Below are 21,441 nucleotides of genomic sequence, written 5' to 3'. Positions count from 1 at the left end.
GCGCGATCAACATGACGGGGCTCAGCAGTGCTGGGCCCTGTTTTTTTTGCGGACTACTTTTTCTTCTGTGCTTTCGGCGGGTGAGCCTGCGCCAGCTCTTTGATCAGCGGCAGCAGGATCTGCACGCTGTCGCGGCTGCGTTTGTCGATCCGCCCCGGCTGCGTTTGTCGATCCGCCCCGGCAGGTAGCGATCCAGATACTGCAGGTTGTCATACTGCGGGCGGTGCCAGGTGATGCCCTGCGGGAAGTGCGGGCTGACGGCGCGCTGCTGGTAGCCGTCCTTGTCGCCCAGCGACCAGTTGGTGGCCTCCACCGACAGCACCGGGATGCCTGCGGCGTCGAACACCTCTTGATCGGAGCAGCAGCCGGTGCCCTTCGGATGCTGGGCGCTACCCGGATTGCTGGCGGCGGCGATGCCGTAGCGATGGGCGATATCCAGCGCGCGATCGCGGGAGCGTTTCGCCATTTGCGGCGGCGTGTTGCGCCCGGCGTTGAAGTACAGACGATCGCCGGTGATCAGGCTGTCGAGGTTGATCACCAGCACGGTGTTGCTTTTCTCTTCCGCGCTCATGCGTTGCAGGTAGTTTTGTGCGCCCAGCGAGCCGATCTCTTCGGCGCTGGTGGCGACAAAGCGCAGGCCGTAGGCGGTGGGGATGCTTTTCAGGCGCTCCGCCAGTTCCAGCATCACGCCGATGCCGGAGGCGTTGTCGTCGACGCCCTGCAGCGTCAGGCCGCCGAGGTTGTTATCCAGGTCTTCGTCGCTCTGCGGCGTGTAGGTGTCGAAGTGGGCGACAATCACTATTTGTTTCGGGCTGTCGCCGTTGCGGGCGGCGATCACCGAGCTGGCGGTGACGTTGTTCCAATTCTTCTTGCCGTCTTTGCTGGTGTAGAGATAGCGCGTGTTGACGCTGCGAATATCGCTTTGATAACCCATCTTGCTGAACTGCTGCTTCAGGTAGTCGGCGGTGAGCAATTCGGCCGGGCTGCCCGCCATGCGGCCGGGGAAGTAAGTGGCGATGTGGCGGGTCTGTTCGGCGGCGAAACGGCCCATTGGCGCGTCTTTTGCGGGCTGTGCGGCACAAACGCTGAAGACGCCGCCGAGTGCGAGGGCCAGCAGGCTGGTCTTCAGGTAAAAACGGGAAAACATACCGAAAAATCCTTCTTTGCTATCGGCGCTGCCGATCATTTTTCTTCGGCACCCAGTATGAGACGCCTGGCGGCATTACACAATTTCCCCGTCTCTTAATTTTCGCGCGAATGCGCAAACCGTCGCCGCAGTTATCACCGTTTGCCTCTGGCGTTGCGGCCTATATTCCATAAAGGAACTAATCATTCCTTTTCGTCATTTCAGAGGCTAAATCTCAGCCCGTATAGTCACACTATCTTTCTGTTATATGAAAAGGCTGTTGTGGACTATCTACCAATATTTGCCGACCTGAAACAACGTCCGGTGCTGGTCGTTGGCGGCGGTGACGTGGCTGCGCGCAAAGTCGATCTGCTTCAGCGCGCCGGGGCTGAAATACGGATAGTTGCGCAGTCGCTCTCACCGGAACTGGAACAACAACGTCAGCAAGGGCAACTGCTCTGGCTGGGGAAAACCTTTGACCCGCAACAGCTGGACGACGTGTTTCTGGCGATCGCCGCCACGGACGACAACGCGCTGAATGCCGCGGTGTTCGCCGAGGCGGATAAACGCCGGGTGTTGGTCAACGTGGTGGACGATCAGCCGCGCTGTTCGTTCATCTTCCCGTCGATCATCGATCGCTCGCCGCTGGTGGTGGCGGTGTCGTCCAGCGGCCAGGCTCCGGTGCTGGCGCGGTTGCTGCGCGAAAAGCTGGAGGCGTTGCTGCCCGCCAGTTTGGGGCAGATGGCGCAGGTGGCGGGCCGCTGGCGCGGCCAGGCCAAACAGCGGCTGGCCTCGATCGGCGAACGTCGTCGTTTCTGGGAGAAAACCTTTGGCGGCCGTTTCGCCACGCTGGTGGCCAACGGCCAGACGGCGCAGGCGGAGCGGCAGCTGGAGCAGGATTTGCAAAGCTTCGCCGCAGGCGATGAAGGCGTGCAGGGCGAGATAGCCCTGGTGGGCGCCGGGCCGGGCGACGTGGGGCTGTTGACCCTGCGCGGGCTGCAGGTGATGCAGCAGGCGGACGTGGTGCTGTATGACCACCTGGTCAGCGGCGAGATCCTCGATCTGGTGCGCCGCGACGCCGAACGCATCTGCGTGGGCAAGCGCGCCGGCGCGCACTCGGTGATCCAGGAAGAGACCAACCGGCTGCTGGTGGAGCTGGCGCAGCAGGGCAAACGCGTGGTGCGTCTCAAGGGCGGCGATCCGTTCATCTTTGGCCGCGGCGGCGAAGAGCTGCAGGTGGCCGCCGCCGCCGGCATTCCGTTTCAGGTGGTGCCGGGCGTCACGGCCGCCGCGGGGGCGACCGCCTACGCCGGCATTCCGCTGACGCACCGCGACCACGCGCAGAGCGTGACCTTTATCACCGGCCACTGCCGCCCCGACGGCGATGGCCTGGACTGGGCCGATCTGGCCCGGGCGCGGCAGACGCTGGCTATCTATATGGGCACCATGAAGGCGGCGGACATCAGCCAACGCCTGATCGCCCACGGCCGCGCTGCCGATACGCCGGTGGCGGTGATCAGCCGCGGCACGCGCGCCGATCAGCAGGTGCAGATCGGCACGCTGGATCAACTGGAACATCTGGCCCAACGGGCGCCGCTGCCGGCGCTGCTGGTGATTGGCGAAGTGGTGGAACTGCACCATCAAATCGCCTGGTTCGGGCATCAATCGCAGACGGAAGGGGCCGCGCGCCCGGCCGTCGTGAATTTGGCATAGGCAAGGCTTTTAAGGATCTGTTATGGACGAAAAACGACTCACTCATTTGCGGCAATTGGAGGCGGAGAGTATCCATATCATCCGTGAAGTCGCCGCTGAATTCGCCAACCCGGTGATGCTGTATTCCATCGGTAAAGACTCTTCCGTGATGCTGCATCTGGCGCGCAAGGCGTTCTTCCCCGGCACGTTGCCGTTCCCGCTGCTGCACGTCGATACCGGCTGGAAGTTCCGCGAAATGTACGAATTCCGCGATCGCACCGCGAAGGAGTACGGCTTCGAGCTGCTGGTGCATAAAAACCCGGAAGGGGTGGCGATGGGCATCAACCCGTTCGTGCACGGCAGCGCCAAGCATACCGACATCATGAAGACCGAGGGCCTGAAGCAGGCGTTGAACAAGTATGGTTTCGACGCCGCCTTCGGCGGTGCGCGGCGCGACGAGGAGAAATCGCGCGCCAAAGAGCGCATCTATTCGTTCCGCGATCGCTTCCACCGCTGGGATCCGAAAAACCAGCGGCCGGAGCTGTGGCACAACTACAACGGCCAGATCAACAAAGGGGAGAGCATCCGCGTCTTCCCGCTGTCGAACTGGACCGAGCTGGATATCTGGCAGTACATCTTCCTGGAAAAGATCGACATCGTGCCGCTGTACCTGGCGAAACCTCGCCCGGTGGTGGAGCGCGACGGCATGCTGATGATGGTGGACGACGATCGCATCGATCTGCAGCCGGGTGAAGTGATCAGCCAGCGCATGGTGCGTTTCCGCACCCTGGGGTGCTGGCCGCTGACCGGCGCGGTGGACTCGCAGGCGCAAACCCTGCCGGAGATCATCGAAGAGATGCTGGTCTCCACCACCAGTGAACGCCAGGGGCGGATGATCGATCGCGATCAGTCCGGCTCGATGGAGCTGAAAAAGCGTCAAGGGTATTTCTAAGGAGCCGCCGGATGAACAACGCAATCGCACAACAAATAGCCGACCAGGGCGGCGTCGAATCCTATCTGCACGCGCAGCAGCACAAGAGCCTGCTGCGCTTTCTGACCTGCGGCAGCGTCGATGACGGCAAAAGCACCCTGATTGGCCGCCTGCTGCACGATACCCGCCAGATCTACGAGGATCAGCTGTCGACGCTGCACAGCGACAGCAAACGCATCGGCACCCAGGGCGAGAAGCTCGATCTGGCGCTGCTGGTGGACGGCCTGCAGGCCGAGCGCGAGCAGGGCATCACCATCGACGTGGCCTATCGCTATTTCTCGACTGAAAAACGCAAATTTATCATCGCCGATACCCCGGGGCATGAGCAGTACACCCGCAACATGGCCACCGGTGCCTCCACCTGCGATCTGGCGATCCTGTTGATCGACGCGCGCAAAGGGGTATTGGACCAGACTCGCCGCCACAGCTTTATCGCGACCCTGCTGGGCATTCGCCATCTGGTGGTGGCGGTGAACAAGATGGATCTGGTGGACTACCAGGAAGCGGTGTTTGAGCAGTTCAAACAGGATTACCTGACCTTCGCCCAGCAGCTGCCAGGCGATCTGGACATCAAATTCGTGCCACTGTCGGCGCTGGACGGCGACAACGTGGCGAGCGAAAGCGCCCATATGCCGTGGTACAGCGGCCCGACGCTGCTGGAAGTGCTGGAGAGCGTTGATGTGGTCAGCGAGCGAGAAAACCAGCCGCTGCGCTTCCCGGTGCAGTACGTCAACCGCCCGAACCTCGATTTTCGCGGCTATGCCGGCACGCTGTCCGCCGGCGTGGTGCGGGTGGGGCAACGGGTCAAGGTGCTGCCTTCCGGCGTGGAGTCCAGCGTGGCGCGCATCGTGACCTTCGACGGCGATCTGCAAGAGGCGGTGCCGGGCGAGGCGATTACGCTGGTGCTGAAGGATGAGGTGGACATCAGCCGCGGCGATCTGCTGGTCGACGCCGGCGAAAGCCTGCAGGCGGCGCAGAGCGCGCTGGTGGACGTGGTATGGATGGCCGAGCAGCCGCTGGTGCCGGGCCAGAGCTACGACATCAAGATCGCCGGTAAAAAGACCCGCGCCCGCGTGGAGAGTATCCGCCATCAGGTGGAGATCAATACGCTGGCTCAGCACCCGGCAGACACGTTGCCGCTTAACGGCATCGGCCTGGTGGAGCTGACCTTCGACGAGCCGCTGGTGCTGGACAGCTATCAGAGCAATCACGACACCGGCGGGCTGATCTTCATCGATCGCATGAGTAACGTCACGGTGGGCGCCGGTCTGGTACGCGAAACGCTGCAGGCCACCCCGGCGGCGCACGGCGAGTTCAGCGCTTTCGAGCTGGAGTTGAATGCGCTGGTGCGCAAGCACTTCCCGCACTGGGGCGCACGCGATCTGCTCGGTGGCCGATAAGGTGGCCGCTGAACTGAGGGCGACCGGGCCGGACGATGAGAACGTGGTTTGGCATCCGCACGCGGTGACGCGCGCGGATCGCGAAGCGCGCAATGGCCATCGCGGTGTGGTGCTGTGGTTTACCGGGCTGTCCGGCTCGGGCAAATCCACCGTCGCCGGCGCGCTGGAGCAGGCGCTGCACGGGCTCGGCGTCAGCACCTATCTGCTGGACGGCGATAACGTGCGCCACGGCCTGTGCCGCGATCTCGGCTTCTCCGACGAGGATCGGCGCGAGAACATCCGCCGGGTGGGGGAAGTGGCTAAACTGATGGTGGACGCCGGGCTGGTGGTGCTGACCGCGTTCATTTCGCCGCACCGCGCCGAGCGGCAGATGGTGCGCGAGATGCTCGGCGACGATCGCTTTATCGAGGTGTTCGTCGACACGCCGTTGGCGATCTGCGAGGCGCGCGATCCCAAGGGATTGTATAAAAAAGCGCGCGCCGGCGAGCTGCGCAATTTCACCGGCATCGACGCGGTTTACGAGGCGCCGCAGCAGCCTGAAATCCACCTCGATGGCCAACAATTGGTAACAAATTTGATTGCGCAATTGTTAGACGTGTTGCGTGGTCAGGCTATTATCAAACCCTGAATTCAAAAAAAGCGTGTGGCGTTTTTCGCCATGCGCTTTTTACTCTAAGCCGCCGCAGAGCGAGCCGAATAACCAGGGATCACTATGCAAAATGTCACGCCTATCTTGATCGACTCCAAGCAGTCAAAACAGGAGAGAGAGGAGCCTTCTTATTCTTTCCTGGGCGGCGTCAGCGGCTTTGTTTTCTACTGGCTGGCGTTCGCGTTGCCGTTCCTGGTTTACGGTTCCAACACGCTGTTTTTCCTGCTCTATACCTGGCCGTTCTTCCTGGCGCTGATGCCGCTGTCGGTGCTGATCGGCATCACCCTCAGCATGCTGTTGCGCGGTCGTCTGATCCTGACGCTGCTGCTGACCGGCACCATCGTGCTGTGCCTGTTCTGGCTGGTGTTCAGCTTCCTGACCGGGTGGTGAGAGAGCGGGCGCCGATGCCGGCGCCCGAAGGATTGCAAAGCGGTGCCGAAGGTTACAAAACTTTGCTCAGAAACGCCTGTGTGCGCGGATTGGCCGGATGGCTGAAGATCTGCTGCGGCGCACCTTCCTCCTGAATGATCCCCTGATCGATAAACAGCACCCGATCGGCCACCTCGCGGGCAAAGCCCATTTCATGCGTTACCACCACCATGGTCATGCCCTCGTGGGCCAGGGACTTCATCACCGCCAACACTTCACCCACCAGCTCCGGATCGAGCGCGGAGGTGGGTTCGTCAAACAGCATGATCTTCGGCTCCATCGCCAGCGCGCGGGCGATCGCTACCCGCTGCTGCTGGCCGCCGGAGAGGCTGTTGGGGTAGGCGTCTATCTTGTCGAGCAGCCCGACCTTGTGCAGCAGCTGTTCGGCTTGCGCGATGGCTTCGGCGCGCGGCCGTTTCTTCACGCTCACCGGCGCCATGATGATGTTTTCCAACACCGTCATGTGCGGGAACAGGTTGAAGCGCTGGAACACCATGCCCACGCTTTCACGCATCTTGTTCAGGTCGGTTTTCTGATCGTGGACGGCGAAGCCGTTGACCTCGATCTCGCCGCCGGAGAGCGTTTCCAGCGCGTTGATGCAGCGCAGGAAGGTGCTCTTCCCGGAGCCGGAAGGGCCGATGACGCATACCACTTCGTTGGCGGCGATCCGGCAGGAAATGCCGCGCAGCACGTGGCTCTCGCCGAACTGTTTTTGCAGGTTATGTACGCGAATCACTTTTACCGAACCTCTTTTCCATGTGTTGCACCAGCAGCGAGAGCAGGAAGGTGATGACCCAATAGACCAGCGAAATGGTCAGGTAGGGCTCCCAGTAGGTTGCGTAGGCGCCGGAGACGGTGCGGGCGGCATAGGCCAGATCCGCCAGGCCGATGGCGGAGGCCAGCGACGAATCCTTGACGATGGCGATGGCGTTGTTGCCCAGCGGCGGCAGCATGCGGCGGAAGGCCTGCGGCAGGATCACCTGGCGCATGGTCTTGCCGTAGCTCATGCCCAGCGAACGCGAAGCTTCCATTTGGCCGCGGTCGATAGACTGGATCCCGGCGCGGAAGATTTCCGACACATAGGCGCCGGCGTTGAGCGTGATCGCCACCACGCAGGAGAGAAAGGCGCCGTAGTCGGCGCGCAGCGCGCGGGCGAAATCGACGCTCATCAGGCCGCTGGTGACCAGCAGGCCGTCGCGCGGGTTGATGAACAGCGGCACCAGCGCGAAGTGCACGACCATGATTTGTACGAACAATGGCGTGCCGCGAAAGGCGCTGATGTAGATGCGCACCGGCCACTGAACGCCGTAATGCAGTATGGGTTTCCAGATGCCGTGCGGCGCCTGTGCCAAACGACCCAGCCCGAGGATCAATCCCCAGGTGGTGCCCAGCAGCACGCAGATAATGGTGCATTTGATGGTCATCCAGGCGCCTTCCATAAACAGCGGCGCGTATTCCTGGATAATCTCCCAGCGGAAGTTCAAGATCAGATCCTTATTTAAGCGTGTTAAGGCTACTGCGCGTTGTCATCTTGGGATTGGGCAGTGCTCGCCATCCTCATGGATTGCGTGTCCACTCCGGTGGCTGTGCGCTGGCCGCACCCAATCTGACTTAGCTCGCTACGCCTGTTTATTTACTGGCCTACTGCGCTGAGGCGCGCCAGTTGATTATTCCGCCGGCAGCGTCGGTACGTTGCTGTCGAACCAGGTTTGGTAGATCTTGGCGTAGGTGCCGTCGGCGACGATCTTCTTCAGGCCGGCGTTAATCTTGTTACGCAGTTCGTCGTTGCCTTTGGCGACGGCGATGCCGAAATACTGGCGCTCGAACTTGGCATCGGACACCAGCTTGAAGGCCTTCTCAGGGTGGGTTTTGATATAGAACTTGGCCACGCCGACGTCGCCGACCGCCGCGCCGATGCCGTCTTCATACAGCTCCTGCAGCATCAGCGGCGTATTGTCGAAGCGCTTGATGGCGGTGCTGTTTTTGCCCAGCACATCGGACACCACGATGTCGCCGGTGCTGGAGTTCACCACGCCGACCTTCAGCGCTTTCAGCGCGGCGATGGAATCGACCGTCGAGTCCTGCGGCACGACGATGGCCTGTTCGGCCGGGAAGTAAGGCGCCGAGAAATCAACCATTTGCTTGCGTTTGTCGGTGATGGTGATGCCGGAAATGATGATGTCGCGATCGCCGGAATTCAACGTGGCGAAGATCCCTTCCCACGGCGTATTGATCAGTTTGATTTGGAAGCCTTCGGCCTTGGCCACCGCTTTGATGATGTCGATGTCGAACCCTTCCAGCTGTTTTTGGCTGTTTTCAAATTCGAACGGCCGATAGGTGCCGCCGGAGCCGACGACGTAGGTAGGTTCAGCCGCCAACGCGGCGGTGGAGAAGGTGGCGGCCAGGCAGGCGCCGATCAGAACTAAACGTTTTAACATCGCGATCCCCGATAATGAAAGGTTATACATTGGAATTATTTATGCACTGGTAGTGCATAAAAATAAGCTTCAATGAATGAAAGTGCAACCGATGCATGAGGATTATTCTTTCTATGGTGGTAAATATTCATTTTTTTGCATTGCTGTGGCGTAAGCGATGGGCCGGTAAGCGGCGGTGCAGTGATTCTTGCTGCATAATGGAGGAAGGGCAGTGTGTCTCTCATCGGAAAACGCGCCGCGCGCGTCGGGTAAAAGGGGCTTTTTTTGCCGCTTTCGCCGCGGATTTGGGTTATAAACTCGGGAACCCTTCATCCGTATTCTGAATTTGGCGTTGAAATGCCGCTCTCAGTGTGGAGTCCAACGAGAAGTTGTGGGATGATTGGTCGGTTTTTCAGGGGGCGGAGATGGGAAAACTTACGCTGCTATTGCTGGCATTGCTCGGTTGGTTACAGTATTCACTGTGGCTGGGCAAAAATGGTATTCACGATTACGTGCGGGTCAATGAAGACGTTGCGGTCCAGCAGGGCAACAACGCCAAGTTGAAAGCGCGTAACGATCAGCTGTTTGCCGAAATCGACGATTTGAACGGCGGACAGGAAGCGATCGAAGAGCGTGCGCGTAATGAGCTGGGCATGATCAAGCCCGGTGAGACTTTCTATCGTCTGGTTCCTGACCAATCCAGACGCAACGCGGCGTCTTCCTCGCAAAACAACGCACAAAAATAACGCATGAATCACTCCGCAGGCACCTTTCCCTCGGTGATTGCCGTCCTGCCCGCTGCCGGTATCGGCAGCCGCATGCAGGCGGAATGCCCGAAGCAATATTTAACCATCGGCCGGCATAGCATCGTCGAACACGCCATCCATGCCCTGTTGCGCCACCCGCGCATCGAGCGGGTGATCGTGGCGATCGGCCCCGAAGATCGCCAGTTCGAACAGTTGCCGATCGCCCAGGATCCGCGGGTGATCGTCACCGAGGGCGGCAAGCAGCGCGCGGATTCGGTGATGGCCGGGCTGAATCTGGCGGGCGATGCGGACTGGGTGTTGGTGCATGACGCCGCGCGCCCCTGCCTGCACGCCGACGATCTCGAGCGCCTGCTGGCGATTACCGCACACAGTAAGGTCGGCGGCATTCTCGCCGCGCCGGTGCGCGACACCATGAAACGCGCCGAACCCGGCCGCGAAACCATCGCCCATACCGTCGATCGGCAGGATCTGTGGCACGCGCTGACGCCGCAGCTGTTTCCGCTGCCGTTGCTCAAGCAGTGCCTGCAGCGCGCGCTGGATGAAGGCGCGAACGTCACCGACGAAGCCTCGGCGCTGGAGCATTGCGGTTATCATCCGCTGCTGATCGCCGGCCGGGCGGACAACATTAAAGTAACGCGGCCGGAGGATTTGGCGCTGGCGGCGTTCTATTTGACTCAGTTAGACAATTAAGGAGCGCATCATGCGTATCGGTCACGGTTTTGACGTACATAAATTCGGCGGCGAAGGCCCGTTGGTGATCGGCGGTGTTCGCATCCCTTACGACAAAGGTTTGCTGGCCCACTCCGACGGTGACGTCGCGCTGCACGCCGCGACCGATGCCCTGCTGGGCGCGGCGGCGTTGGGCGATATCGGCAAGCTGTTCCCCGATACCGATCCGGCGTTCAAAGGCGCCGACAGCCGCGAACTGCTGCGCGAAGCCTGGAAACGCATTCGCGCCAAAGGGTATCGCCTCGGTAACCTCGATATCACCATTATCGCCCAGGCGCCGAAAATGGCGCCGCACATCCCGCAGATGCGTGTTTTCCTGGCGGAAGATCTGCAGTGCCATATGGATGACGTCAACGTGAAGGCCACTACCACCGAGCAGCTCGGCTTCACCGGGCGCGGTGAGGGCATCGCCTGCGAAGCGGTTGCCTTGCTGATCAAGGAATAACCGCATGGATATGGCGAATCTGACCTGGCTGCATGGCCGGCCGCAGAGCACCGGGGTGTTGAAAGCCAATCCGGAAGATTTCGTGGTGGTGGAAGATCTGGGCTTTGCACCGGACGGTGAAGGCGAGCACGTGCTGGTGAACATCCGCAAAAACGGCTGCAATACCCAGTTCGTGGCCGACTATCTGGCGCGCTTCGCCGGTATTCACGCCCGTTCCGTCAGCTATGCCGGCTTGAAGGATCGCCACGCGGTGACCGAACAGTGGTTCTGCCTGCATATGCCGGGCAAGGACACGCCGGATTTCTCCCGGTTTGCGCTGGAAGGCTGCGAGGTGCTCTCGTACGCCCGCCACCTGCGTAAAATGCGCATCGGCAACCTGAAGGGCAACCACTTTACGCTGGTGCTGCGCCATATTTCCGATCGGCAGGATGTGGAACACCGCCTGCAGGCCATCGCCGCGCAGGGCGTGCCGAACTACTTCGGCAGCCAGCGTTTCGGCCGTGGCGGCAACAACCTGGTGATGGCGCGCCGCTGGGCGAATGATGAAATTCGCGTCAAAGAGCGCAGCAAGCGCAGTTTTTACCTCTCTGCCAGCCGCAGCGCGCTGTTTAATCTGGTCGCGAGCAGGCGCCTGGCGGACGGCCTGCAGCGCACCGTGCTGGAAGGTGACGCCCTGCAGCTGAGCGGCCGCGGCAGCTGGTTTGTCGCCAAAGCCGATGAGCTGGAGACGTTGCAACAGCGCTTGGATGCCGGTGAGCTGGTTGTCACCGCGACGTTGCCGGGCGACGGCGAGCCGGGCAGCGCCGGCAGCGCGTTGGCATTTGAACAACAATGCTTGGCGGAGCAGCCGGAATTGCTTACGCTTTTAAAGCGCGAGCGTGTCGACCCCGCTCGTCGGGCCCTGCTGCTGCAGCCGCAAAATATGCGGTGGAGCTGGTGGGATGACGTTACCGTGGAACTGCGCTTCTGGCTGCCGGCAGGCAGCTTCGCCACCAGCGTGGTTCGCGAGATCATGCAGCAGGATGACAGCGATGCGGATATTGCTGAGTAACGATGACGGCGTCAGCGCTCCGGGCATTCAGGTGCTGGCGGCGGCGCTGCGGGAATTCGCCGAAGTGCAGGTTGTGGCGCCGGATCGTAACCGCAGCGGCTCTTCCAATGCCTTAACGCTGGAGTCGCCGCTGCGCACGCAGACGCTGGCCAACGGGGATATTGCGGTGCTGCAGGGGACGCCGACCGACTGCGTTTACCTTGGCGTCAACGCCTTGATGCGCCCGGCGCCCGATATCGTGGTCTCCGGCATCAACGCCGGGCCGAATTTAGGCGACGACGTCATCTATTCCGGCACCGTCGCGGCGGCGATGGAGGGCCGGCACCTGGGGCTGCCGGCGTTGGCGGTGTCGCTGAACGGCCACCGGCACTACGCGACCGCCGCCGTCATTACCTGCCGCATCCTGCGCGCGCTGCAGCGCGAACCGTTGCGAACCGGAAAAATCCTGAATATCAACGTACCGGATCTGCCGCTGGCGGAGATCAAAGGCCTGCGCGTGACCCGCTGCGGCAGCCGCCATCCAGCCGACAAGGTCTTCTGCCAGCAGGATCCGCGCGGACAAAATATCTACTGGATCGGGCCGCCTGGTGATAAATTTGATGCCGGGCCGGATACCGACTTTGCGGCGGTGGAACAAGGCTATGTGGCGATAACGCCGCTGCAGGTGGATTTAACCGCCTACGCGGCGCAAGAAGTCGTGAAAACATGGTTAACCAAAGCAGAGGTTAGCGGGGAATGGTGAACAAGCGCATGCAAACATTGCTGACGCAGCTGCGGCAGCAGGGGATCCGGGACGAAAAGCTGCTGCGGGCGATCGAGGCGGTGCCGCGCGAGCGTTTTGTCGACGAAGCGCTGGATCATAAGGCCTACGAAAACACCGCATTGCCGATCGGCTCCGGCCAGACCATTTCCCAGCCTTATATGGTGGCGCGGATGACCGAACTGCTGAATCTGACGCCCACCTCGCGGGTGTTGGAGATCGGCACCGGTTCCGGCTATCAGACCGCCATCCTGGCGCATCTGGTGCAACACGTTTGTTCCGTCGAACGCATCAAGGGGTTGCAGTGGCAGGCCAAGCGCCGCCTGAAGCAGCTCGATCTCCACAATGTTTCCACCCGCCACGGCGATGGCTGGCAGGGCTGGGCGTCGCGCGGCCCGTTCGATGCGATCATCGTCACTGCCGCGCCGCCGGAGATCCCGCAGGCGCTGGTGGAACAGTTGGACGACGGCGGTATTCTGGTGTTGCCGGTGGGGGAGCAGGCCCAAACTCTCAAACGCATTCAGCGTCATGGCAACGAGTTCGTTGTCGATGCGGTAGAAGCGGTGCGCTTTGTGCCGCTGGTGAAAGGCGAATTGGCCTAGCGATCGTCTGATTTTTCGACCGTCGGCAAAATCTGTTGCACTTTCATCATGCCCGGATAAGGTTTTCTCGTTCCAATCAGGTTAATTTTCACTAGAATTGGCCTTTCTACGTAGTTGTCTTATGGTGCGGCAACGCCAATCTGGTTAGCATTGGCGCGCGTTTTGATGCTCCGGCGCGAGATGACCTGGCATTCAGGGATCGGCCGGCGGCGCCTTTACATCGCAGAAACTGGGAAGTGGCAAAAGCTCGGCTACGATGTAAAGGGTATTTTGGATATATCACTGATATTGCTGTCATGGGGGAAGCATGAGCACGGGAAGCCCAATGATTACGTTACGCCGGGTTGCGGTGTGTACGATGGTAAGTTTGTGGTTGGCGGGTTGTACGAACAATGCCTCAACGTCGGCCCCTATCAGCAGCGTGGGTGGCGGCGGCGCCGTTCCATCCGGCAATAATAATGGCGGGGCGCAGCAGGCCAGTCCAGAGGGCCGCATTGTTTATAACCGCAGTTATAACGCCATTCCTAAAGGGAGTTACAGCGGCGGCGACACCTATACGGTCAAGCGCGGCGACACGCTGTTTTATATTGCCTGGATCACCGGCAACGATTTCCGCGATCTGGCGCAGCGCAACAATATTCCCGAGCCATACAGCCTGAATGTTGGCCAAACCATTCAGCTTGGTAATGGTTCCGCCAACGGCGGCGGCGGTATGTTGGCGACGACTGACGCGACCCAAGGCGGCGTTCCGAAGCCACCTTCCACCTCCCAGATCCAGACGGCAACGGTTGATTCTCAATCAACTAACGCGTATTCTGAAAACTCGGGTAAACAGAATGTAGGTAAGATGTTACCTGCAGCAGGGGCCGCAGCGGTTGGGACCGCGGCTGCGCCTGTTACCGCGCCGGAAGCCGCTCCACCAGTGAGCAGCACCGTCAGCAACAGCGCTCCGGTCAGTACCTGGAGATGGCCGACTGACGGTAAGGTTATTGATAACTTTTCCTCATCAGAAGGTGGGAATAAGGGTGTCGATATCGCCGGTTCCCGTGGGCAGCCGATCTTCGCTACCGCCGATGGCCGCGTAGTGTATGCAGGCAACGCTTTACGGGGTTACGGTAATCTAATCATCATCAAACATAATGATGATTACCTGAGCGCCTACGCTCATAACGACACAATGCTGGTCCGGGAACAACAAGAAGTGAAGGCGGGTCAAAAAATAGCCACCATGGGTAGCACCGGTACCAGTTCAGTACGTTTGCATTTTGAAATTCGTTACAAGGGGAAATCCGTAAACCCGCTGCGTTATCTTCCGCAGCGATAGATTGGGCAGAATACGCTGAGATTCTGCTCGCGGTATCACGGGTAGGAGCAGCATATGAGCCAAAATACGCTGAAAGTTAACGAGTTACATGATGATGCGGATTTCGACGAGAATGGAGCTGAGGCCGAGTCGTTTGATGAAAAAGCGCTGGTAGAAGAAGAGACCAGCGAGAACGATTTAGCGGAAGAAGAGCTGTTGTCTCAAGGCGTTACGCAACGCGTATTGGATGCGACGCAGCTCTATCTGGGTGAGATCGGTTATTCACCTCTGCTGACCGCAGAGGAAGAAGTCTATTTTGCGCGGCGTGCTCTGCGCGGTGACGTGCCGTCCCGCCGCCGCATGATTGAAAGCAACCTGCGGCTGGTGGTGAAAATCGCCCGCCGCTACAGCAACCGCGGTCTGGCGCTGCTGGATCTGATCGAAGAGGGTAACCTCGGTCTGATTCGCGCAGTGGAAAAATTCGACCCGGAACGCGGTTTCCGCTTCTCCACTTACGCAACCTGGTGGATCCGTCAGACGATTGAACGGGCGATCATGAACCAAACCCGTACCATTCGTTTGCCTATCCATATCGTCAAAGAACTGAATGTCTATCTGCGCACCGCGCGCGAGCTTTCCCACAAGCTGGATCATGAACCGAGCGCTGAAGAGATTGCCGAGCAACTCGACAAGCCGGTGGATGACGTCAGCCGCATGCTGCGTCTGAATGAGCGCATCACCTCGGTGGATACGCCGCTGGGCGGGGATTCGGAGAAAGCGCTGCTGGACATTCTGGCCGACGAGAAGGACAACGGGCCTGAAGACACCACGCAAGACGACGATATGAAGCAAAGCATCGTCAAATGGCTGTTCGAACTGAACGCCAAACAGCGTGAAGTGTTGGCGCGTCGTTTCGGCCTGCTGGGCTATGAAGCGGCGACGCTGGAAGACGTAGGCCGGGAGATTGGCCTGACGCGCGAGCGCGTCCGTCAGATTCAGGTTGAAGGTCTGCGCCGTCTGCGTGAGATTCTGCAGATGCAGGGCCTGAGCATTGAGGCGCTGTTCCGCGAATAACGCCGGTTGTTGAACCGCATCAAATAAAAACGGTGAGCGTCATGCTCACCGTTTTTTTATGCTCGCGTTTGGCGCCAGACTACACCATATTTTTCAGCCGGTAGATCCATTCCAGCGCCTGGCGCGGCGACAGGGAATCCGGATCCAGCGCTTCCAGGGCTTCAACCGCCGGCGAGGTTTCTTCCTGCAGCAGCGTCATCTGGGTGGCATCGACGCTGCCCGATGCGGTGTGGCTGGAGATAGACTCCAGCTCGCGCAGCTTCTGGCGGGCGCGCTTGATGACATCGCGCGGCACGCCGGCCAATGCGGCGACCGCCAGGCCATAGCTTTTGCTGGCGGCACCGTCCTGCACGCTGTGCATGAAGGCGATGGTGTCGCCATGTTCGAGCGCGTCCAGATGCACGTTGACCACGCCTTCCATTTTCTCCGGCAGGGTCGTCAGCTCGAAGTAGTGGGTGGCGAACAGCGTCATCGCCTTGATGCGGTTGGCCAGGTTCTCGGCGCAGGCCCAGGCCAGCGACAGGCCGTCGTAGGTGGAGGTGCCGCGGCCGATTTCATCCATCAACACCAGGCTGTGCTCGGTGGCGTTGTGCAGGATGTTGGCGGTTTCGGTCATCTCCACCATGAAGGTGGAGCGGCCGGAAGCCAGATCGTCCGCCGCGCCGACACGGGTGAAGATGCGATCCACCGGGCCGATGGTGGCCTTGGTGGCCGGCACGTAACTGCCGATGTGCGCCATCAGCACGATCAGCGCCGTTTGCCGCATATAGGTACTTTTACCGCCCATGTTAGGGCCGGTGATGATCAGCATACGGCGCTGTGGCGACAGGGTGAGCGGGTTGGAGATAAATGGCTCGCTCAGCACCTGCTCCACCACCGGGTGACGGCCTTCGGTAATGCGGATCCCCGGCTGCTCGCTCATGGTCGGGCAAGCGTAGTTCAGGGTATCGGCGCGCTCGGCCAGGTTGGCCAGCACGTCCAGTTCGGCCAGTGCGGCGGCGCTTTGCTGCAGTTCCGCCAGGTGTGGCAGCAACAGATCGAACAACTCGTCGTACAGGCTTTTCTCGATCGCCAGCGCCTTGCCCTTGGAGGTGAGCACTTTGTCTTCGTACTCTTTCAATTCCGGGATGATGTAGCGCTCGGCGTTTTTCAGCGTCTGACGGCGCACATAGTGGATCGGCACCAGGTGGCTTTGGCCGCGGCTGACCTGAATGTAGTAGCCGTGTACGCCGTTGAAGCCGACCTTGAGCGTATCCAGCCCCAGCTTTTCACGCTCGCGGATCTCCAGCCGATCGAGGTAATCGCTGGCGCCGTCGGCCAGTGCGCGCCACTCGTCCAGCTCGCTGTTGTAACCGGGGGCGATCACGCCGCCGTCGCGCACCAGCACCGGCGGGGATTCAATGACCGCGCGCTCCAGCAGCTCGCGCAGCTCGTCGAACTGGCCCACCTGAGACAGCAGCTGCTGCACGTGCGGGGTATCCACATCTTGCAGCAGCGCGCGGATGTCGGGCAGTTGCTGGAAAGCATGGCGCATGCGCGCCAGATCGCGCGGCCGGGCGGTGCGCAGCGCCAGACGCGCCAAAATTCGCTCCTGATCGCCCACCTGACGCAGCGAAGGCTGCAGATCGGTGAACAGCTCCTGCAATGCGCCGATCGCCTGTTGGCGGGCGGTGAGAACCTTGATATCGCGGGTCGGCATGTGCAGCCAGCGTTTCAGCATGCGGCTGCCCATCGGCGTGACCGTGCGATCGAGGATCGCCGCCAGCGTGTTGTCGCTGCCGCCGGACAGACTCTGCGTCAGTTCCAGGTTGCGGCGGGTGGCGGCGTCCATGATGATGCCGTCCTGCTGGCGCTCCATGGTGATGCCGCGAATGTGCGGCAGCGAAGTGCGCTGAGTATCTTTGACATACTGCAGCAGGCAGCCGGCGGCGCGCAGCGCCTGGTGCGCTTGCTCGACGCCGAAACCGGTCAAATCGCGGGTGCCGAACTGCAGGTTGAGCTGCTGACGCGCGGTCTCAAGCTCGAATTCCCACAGCGGGCGGCGGCGCAGGCCGTGGCGCTGTTCGATCAGCGCCATTTGTTCGAAGGTTTCCGGGTAGAGCAGCTCGGCCGGATTGGTGCGCTGCAGCTCGGCGGCCATGGTTTCCAGATCCTGCGGCTCGGCGACGCGGAAGCGGCCGGAGCTCACGTCCAGCGTGGCGTAGCCGAAGCCGCGCGCGTCCTGCCAGATCGCCGCCAGCAGGTTGTCCTGGCGCTCTTGCAGCAGCGCTTCGTCGGTGATGGTGCCGGGCGTGACGATACGCACCACTTTGCGCTCGACCGGCCCTTTACTGGTGGCCGGATCGCCGATCTGCTCGCAGATGGCGACGGACTCGCCGAGCTGTACCAGCTTGGCCAGGTAGTTCTCTACCGCGTGGTGCGGCACGCCGGCCATCGGGATCGGTTCACCCGCCGAGGCGCCGCGTTTGGTCAGCGAGATATCCAGCAGCTGGGAAGCGCGCTTGGCGTCGTCGTAAAACAGCTCGTAGAAGTCGCCCATGCGGTAGAACAGCAGGATTTCAGGATGCTGGGCCTTGAGGCGCAGGTACTGCTGCATCATCGGCGTATGCGAATCGAGTTTATCGGTGCTATTCATGCGATTATTTTTCCAATCCATTGAATGTAAAGGGAACTGTGATTTTCATTGTCGTCATTCGCTATCACATTGTTTCAGCAGGCGCCGCCCCATTCAGCGCTTGGCGGGCGGCGCAAATCAAATCATCAAAACGCCAAACGGCGCGCTCAAACCCGAGGTTTGCACAGACGCTTATACTAGCCCAGCGGGCAAGCGGCTGTCACAGGTAAAAATGGGAAGCGCTGCGCAAGGAGGAGTTGTAACGAAGCGAGATTGTCGTTCGCCTGCGGGCAACAACGCAAGTCGCCGCCCGCTGAGGCGGCGTGGAGTTTATTGCGCGGCGGTGAGGGGCATGAAGTTATGTACAATCCTTGATATAATCTCATCAATGAATTTTCTGATCGGGGGGCGTCATGAGTAATACTAAAAAAGTGCCGGTGGGTTATGTTAAGCCATCTCGTACGGACATTGCCCGCTCAGTGGCGACATCAACGGCGGTTGAAACAGGTCAACCTTCAGCCAGAATTGAAGCTTCTTTAGAAGAAGTGCGTAAAAAATTCGCTCATCTGCGCCTTGCCTAATACTTTCTTAGTGCTTGGTTGACCCAGTGTTTCATCGGCTCGTAGTTCATGTTCATACCCGAGTGAATAGCCGAGATATATTGGGCTCTGTTTTGTTCCCAGCTTTGATAATCCAACGGCTTATGCCCACCCTGAACCGCCATCACATTGGCCAACAGCCGTGACAAACGGCCAATCCCTTCTCTAAAAGGGTGTATGAGTATCAGTTCAACATGGATTATCGCGATCGCTTCTATCAGCTGTTCTTCGCTCATGTCTGAGCAAGGTGTGTAACTTGCCAGGTATTTCACTTCGAAATCGTCCAGTAGTTTGGGCAATCGCGTCGAAGGGGCAAACATGAAGCCTCCTTTGCTGATATTGACGGTTCTTGCTTGTCCAGCCCACGCATAAATATTGCCTAACCAGCGGTGATGCCATCCCTTAAGCATCTCGACGGTGATTCTTCCTAATGGAAAGTGCTGTTCGAAAACGGAACGGTAGAGCTGCTCCAGCAACACCAACTCGGCGCCGTCGAGTTCGTCGCTATCGGTGATGCCCAGCTTATTGGCTAGAACTTGCTCGCCGGATTCTTTCTCATATTGACCTTCGCTGCTGGAAACATGGTATCGGCTCATGAATACGCTCGATGATAATGAGGTGGGGGATAAGGCAAGTATAATCAGCGATGTGTAGTGGAACAATTTAATTAAAATCAGTTTGTTAAGTTAGAATTAATCATAGTTCTGATTAATACCATCGAAATAAATATTTTCAATTCATTGGATGTTAACGGTACAACGCAAGTCGCCGCCCGCTGAGGCGGCGTGGAGTTTATTGCGCGGCGGTGAGGGGCAGGGGCAGTTGATAGAGACGGAAGCTGTCGGGCACTTCGGATTCATGGCCGGGCAGCAGGCGGTGGCGAATGCGCGATTCGCTGACGAAGGCGCAGCCTTGTGGGGTGATAGTCAGATTGACCGGCGATTCCATGCCTTCGCGCAAGACCTCAATCCGGCGCATGCCTGCCGCCTTGGGTGACGGGATCCGCAGGATCCGCCCCTTGCCGCTCTGGATCCCGTTTTCCAGCACGATCAGCGCGCCGTCCGGTGCCAACCCCATCCCGTCCGGGTTTTCAATCAGGCGCGGCAGCTGCATTTCCGTCAGCTGCGGCTTTGGATCGTTATAGCTGAGGGTGTAGAGCTTACCGGTGCCGAAATTGGCGACAGCCAGCAGCCGGTCGTCGAGCAGCACGATCCCGGCGGCGCCCAGCCCGCTAGGGGCCGCTAAGCGTGGATCCTGATACAGCGTACTGAATGCCGCTTCGCCCGGCCGCAGGCGCAGGATGCCGCCGCCGCGGGTTTCCGTCACGTACACCGTACCGTCTGCGCCGAGCACGATATCGTTGCCCATTTCTCCCGCCGGCAGCGCCAGGCTGCGGTTGAGCGTGCCATCCGCGACGTTCAGCGCGTAGATGCGGTTGGCGCGCGTTTTGCCGCCGGAGAGGAAGTCCGGCGAATTGCCCCACAGCAGCCCGCGCCGTTCGTCCAGCCGCAGCGCGTTTGAGGCGAACACCGTGTCAGCGCCGGGGAAAAAGGTTTCCCACGCTTTACCCGGCCGTTTGCGCAGCACGTTGCCGCTGGTGATCAGGCCGACATACAGCGTGCCGTCCGCCGCGCGGGCGATGCCGTTGGGGTAAAGCGCGCCGGGCGGCAGCGTCATGCTGCTTTCTGTACAGTGTGCATCGACGGTGGCCTGCGCCGGCGCGCTGAGGGTGAGTGCAGTAGCGAGGGTGAATAACGCCGCTCGCGCGGTCACAGCGTATGCCATGTTTCTCTCCTGGAATGAAGGAAAAGGGGTTACCAGCGCTCGGGGCGGGCAGCGTGCGCCATTGGCGCCTCCAGCGCGGCCACGTCTTCTTGCGATAGCCTGAGGTCTAGCGCCGCCAGTGCATCCTGCAGATGGTGTGGCTTGGACATGCCCACCAGCGGCGATGCCACGCCGGGTTTGGCCAACAGCCAGGCCAGCGCAATCTGCGCCGGGGGAACGCCGCTCGCGGCCGCCACCTCCGCTACCGCAGCGACGGTGCGTTCGACCTCGTTTCTGCCGCCGTACCAACGGGGGGCCTGCTCGTCGGTGGCGGCGCGCAGCGTGCCGCCACTGCCGGAGCCGGCCAGCACGCCGCGGGCCAGCGGCGACCAGGGCGTCAGGCCAAGACCTTCCTCCAGGCACAGCGGGATCAGTTCCTCTTCGTCTTCACGCGTCACCAGGTTGTATTGGCTTTGCAACGAAATAAACGGCGCCAGGCGGTGCTGACGTTGAAAGGCCAGCATTTTCATCAGGCGCCAGGCGTGCAGTGAAGACGCGCCGAGATAGCGGATCTTGCCCGCCCGCACCAGGCCATCGAGGGTGTCGGCAGTTTCTTCGATCGGCGTTTCGGTGTCGAAGCGGTGCAGCACGAACAGATCGAGGTAATCCGTTCCCAACCGCTGCAAGGAGGCGTCAATGCTGTGCAGCAGGTGCTTGCGCGACAGCCCCCGGCTGTTCGGCTGCGCGTCCATCGGAAAGTAGGCCTTGGTGGCGATCACCACGTCTTCTCGACGGGCGAACGCCTTCAGCGCGCGGCCGAGAATGCGTTCGCTTTCTCCGTCGGAGTAAATGTTGGCGGTATCGAAGAAATTGATGCCCGCTTCCAGCGCCTCGCGGATAAAGGGGCGCGCTTCATCCTCCTTCAGCACCCAGGGGCGCCAGGCCGGATCGCCGTAGGTCATGCCGCCCAGGCAGAGGCGGGACACCTTCAGGCCGCTGTCGCCAAGCCGAACGTAGTTCATGGCGTCG

21 protein-coding genes and 1 pseudogene are annotated in these 21,441 nt (G+C 60.5%); 14 read left to right on the top strand and 8 right to left on the bottom strand.

All coding sequences use genetic code 11. From position 1 onward, the window contains the following. Positions 1–53: 53 nt before the first annotated feature. A pseudogene (locus REA38_RS06700) lies at positions 54–1,147 on the bottom strand (aminopeptidase). A 261-nt stretch (positions 1,148–1,408) separates the two neighbouring features. On the opposite strand from REA38_RS06700, the gene cysG reads away from it, so the two are divergent. The 5 genes from cysG (at position 1,409) to REA38_RS06675 (ending at position 6,248) form a co-directional block, all read left to right on the top strand. Next, positions 1,409–2,839: a siroheme synthase CysG gene (cysG, locus tag REA38_RS06695; protein ID WP_060439083.1), complete on the top strand. Its 1,431-nt coding sequence runs from the start codon at positions 1,409–1,411 to the stop codon at positions 2,837–2,839. Positions 2,840–2,861: 22 nt separating this feature from the next. Further along, a complete protein-coding gene (gene cysD / locus REA38_RS06690) occupies positions 2,862–3,770 on the top strand; it encodes a sulfate adenylyltransferase subunit CysD (protein ID WP_004932620.1) in 909 nt (302 codons plus the stop codon). Between the two features lie 11 nt (positions 3,771–3,781). Beyond that, entirely contained in the window at positions 3,782–5,209 is a 1,428-nt protein-coding gene (gene cysN, locus REA38_RS06685) for a sulfate adenylyltransferase subunit CysN (protein WP_102985440.1), read from the top strand. Then, on the top strand, positions 5,148–5,837 hold the full coding sequence (gene cysC, locus REA38_RS06680; protein WP_154030121.1) for an adenylyl-sulfate kinase: 690 nt from the start codon (positions 5,148–5,150) through the stop codon (positions 5,835–5,837). Before cysN ends, cysC begins: the two co-directional genes overlap by 62 nt. Positions 5,838–5,921: 84 nt before the next feature. Beyond that, positions 5,922–6,248, top strand: coding sequence for a DUF3561 family protein (locus REA38_RS06675; RefSeq protein WP_033637158.1), 327 nt, complete (start codon positions 5,922–5,924; stop codon positions 6,246–6,248). A 52-nt stretch (positions 6,249–6,300) separates the two neighbouring features. Here the strand turns inward: REA38_RS06675 and REA38_RS06670 are convergent, their stop codons facing one another. The 3 genes from REA38_RS06670 to REA38_RS06660 all read right to left on the bottom strand — a co-directional run bounded on the left by REA38_RS06670 (position 6,301) and on the right by REA38_RS06660 (position 8,725). Next, complete coding sequence (locus REA38_RS06670) at positions 6,301–7,023, bottom strand: amino acid ABC transporter ATP-binding protein (protein ID WP_038871895.1); 723 nt, start codon at positions 7,021–7,023, stop codon at positions 6,301–6,303. Continuing rightward, the gene (locus tag REA38_RS06665; RefSeq protein ID WP_086556831.1) at positions 7,007–7,774 is read right to left on the bottom strand and encodes an amino acid ABC transporter permease; all 768 of its coding nucleotides are present in this window, start codon (positions 7,772–7,774) and stop codon (positions 7,007–7,009) included. The genes REA38_RS06670 and REA38_RS06665 overlap by 17 nt, the downstream gene beginning before the upstream one ends. Before the next feature lie 180 nt (positions 7,775–7,954). Beyond that, positions 7,955–8,725: a basic amino acid ABC transporter substrate-binding protein gene (locus tag REA38_RS06660; RefSeq protein WP_033637160.1), complete on the bottom strand. Its 771-nt coding sequence runs from the start codon at positions 8,723–8,725 to the stop codon at positions 7,955–7,957. Between the two features lie 404 nt (positions 8,726–9,129). Here REA38_RS06660 and ftsB point away from each other — a divergent pair, with 404 nt between their 5' ends. The 8 genes from ftsB to rpoS all read left to right on the top strand — a co-directional run bounded on the left by ftsB (position 9,130) and on the right by rpoS (position 15,435). Beyond that, on the top strand, positions 9,130–9,450 hold the full coding sequence (gene ftsB / locus REA38_RS06655; protein WP_016929043.1) for a cell division protein FtsB: 321 nt from the start codon (positions 9,130–9,132) through the stop codon (positions 9,448–9,450). A 3-nt stretch (positions 9,451–9,453) separates the two neighbouring features. After that, positions 9,454–10,161: a 2-C-methyl-D-erythritol 4-phosphate cytidylyltransferase gene (ispD, locus tag REA38_RS06650; protein ID WP_033649254.1), complete on the top strand. Its 708-nt coding sequence runs from the start codon at positions 9,454–9,456 to the stop codon at positions 10,159–10,161. 10 nt (positions 10,162–10,171) lie between these two features. After that, positions 10,172–10,645, top strand: a complete 474-nt coding sequence (ispF, locus tag REA38_RS06645; protein ID WP_004932594.1) for a 2-C-methyl-D-erythritol 2,4-cyclodiphosphate synthase — start codon at positions 10,172–10,174, stop codon at positions 10,643–10,645. A gap of 4 nt (positions 10,646–10,649) precedes the next feature. Further along, the gene (gene truD / locus REA38_RS06640) at positions 10,650–11,696 is read left to right on the top strand and encodes a tRNA pseudouridine(13) synthase TruD (RefSeq protein ID WP_308885401.1); all 1,047 of its coding nucleotides are present in this window, start codon (positions 10,650–10,652) and stop codon (positions 11,694–11,696) included. Then, entirely contained in the window at positions 11,677–12,438 is a 762-nt protein-coding gene (gene surE, locus REA38_RS06635; RefSeq protein ID WP_033637163.1) for a 5'/3'-nucleotidase SurE, read from the top strand. The genes truD and surE overlap by 20 nt, the downstream gene beginning before the upstream one ends. Further along, positions 12,432–13,058 (top strand): protein-L-isoaspartate(D-aspartate) O-methyltransferase, encoded by a 627-nt coding sequence (locus REA38_RS06630; protein WP_033637164.1) that lies wholly within the window; start codon positions 12,432–12,434, stop codon positions 13,056–13,058. Before surE ends, REA38_RS06630 begins: the two co-directional genes overlap by 7 nt. A 325-nt stretch (positions 13,059–13,383) precedes the next feature. Further along, positions 13,384–14,382, top strand: coding sequence for a murein hydrolase activator NlpD (gene nlpD / locus REA38_RS06625; protein ID WP_033649258.1), 999 nt, complete (start codon positions 13,384–13,386; stop codon positions 14,380–14,382). 54 nt (positions 14,383–14,436) lie between these two features. Beyond that, positions 14,437–15,435 carry an RNA polymerase sigma factor RpoS gene (gene rpoS / locus REA38_RS06620; RefSeq protein WP_004932578.1) on the top strand — a complete coding sequence of 333 codons (999 nt, stop codon included), beginning with the start codon at positions 14,437–14,439 and terminating at the stop codon, positions 15,433–15,435. A 79-nt stretch (positions 15,436–15,514) separates the two neighbouring features. Here rpoS and mutS read toward each other — a convergent pair whose 3' ends face one another. Continuing rightward, on the bottom strand, positions 15,515–18,070 hold the full coding sequence (gene mutS, locus REA38_RS06615; protein ID WP_060422784.1) for a DNA mismatch repair protein MutS: 2,556 nt from the start codon (positions 18,068–18,070) through the stop codon (positions 15,515–15,517). Positions 18,071–18,462: 392 nt separating this feature from the next. On the opposite strand from mutS, the gene REA38_RS06610 reads away from it, so the two are divergent. Next, the gene (locus tag REA38_RS06610; RefSeq protein ID WP_162846236.1) at positions 18,463–18,630 is read left to right on the top strand and encodes a hypothetical protein; all 168 of its coding nucleotides are present in this window, start codon (positions 18,463–18,465) and stop codon (positions 18,628–18,630) included. Here the strand turns inward: REA38_RS06610 and REA38_RS06605 are convergent. The 3 genes from REA38_RS06605 to REA38_RS06595 all read right to left on the bottom strand — a co-directional run bounded on the left by REA38_RS06605 (position 18,627) and on the right by REA38_RS06595 (position 21,434). Next, positions 18,627–19,244, bottom strand: coding sequence for a Fic family protein (locus REA38_RS06605; RefSeq protein ID WP_308885397.1), 618 nt, complete (start codon positions 19,242–19,244; stop codon positions 18,627–18,629). The genes REA38_RS06610 and REA38_RS06605 overlap by 4 nt on opposite strands. 196 nt (positions 19,245–19,440) lie before the next feature. Next, positions 19,441–20,433, bottom strand: coding sequence for a hypothetical protein (locus tag REA38_RS06600; protein ID WP_308885396.1), 993 nt, complete (start codon positions 20,431–20,433; stop codon positions 19,441–19,443). A 29-nt stretch (positions 20,434–20,462) separates the two neighbouring features. After that, the gene (locus REA38_RS06595) at positions 20,463–21,434 is read right to left on the bottom strand and encodes an aldo/keto reductase (RefSeq protein ID WP_308885394.1); all 972 of its coding nucleotides are present in this window, start codon (positions 21,432–21,434) and stop codon (positions 20,463–20,465) included. Positions 21,435–21,441: the final 7 nt, after the last annotated feature.

Source organism: Serratia sp. MF1(2023), from assembly GCF_030954545.1.
GTDB lineage: Bacteria > Pseudomonadota > Gammaproteobacteria > Enterobacterales > Enterobacteriaceae > Serratia > Serratia sarumanii.
This window is presented reverse-complemented; position numbering and strand designations above follow the sequence as displayed.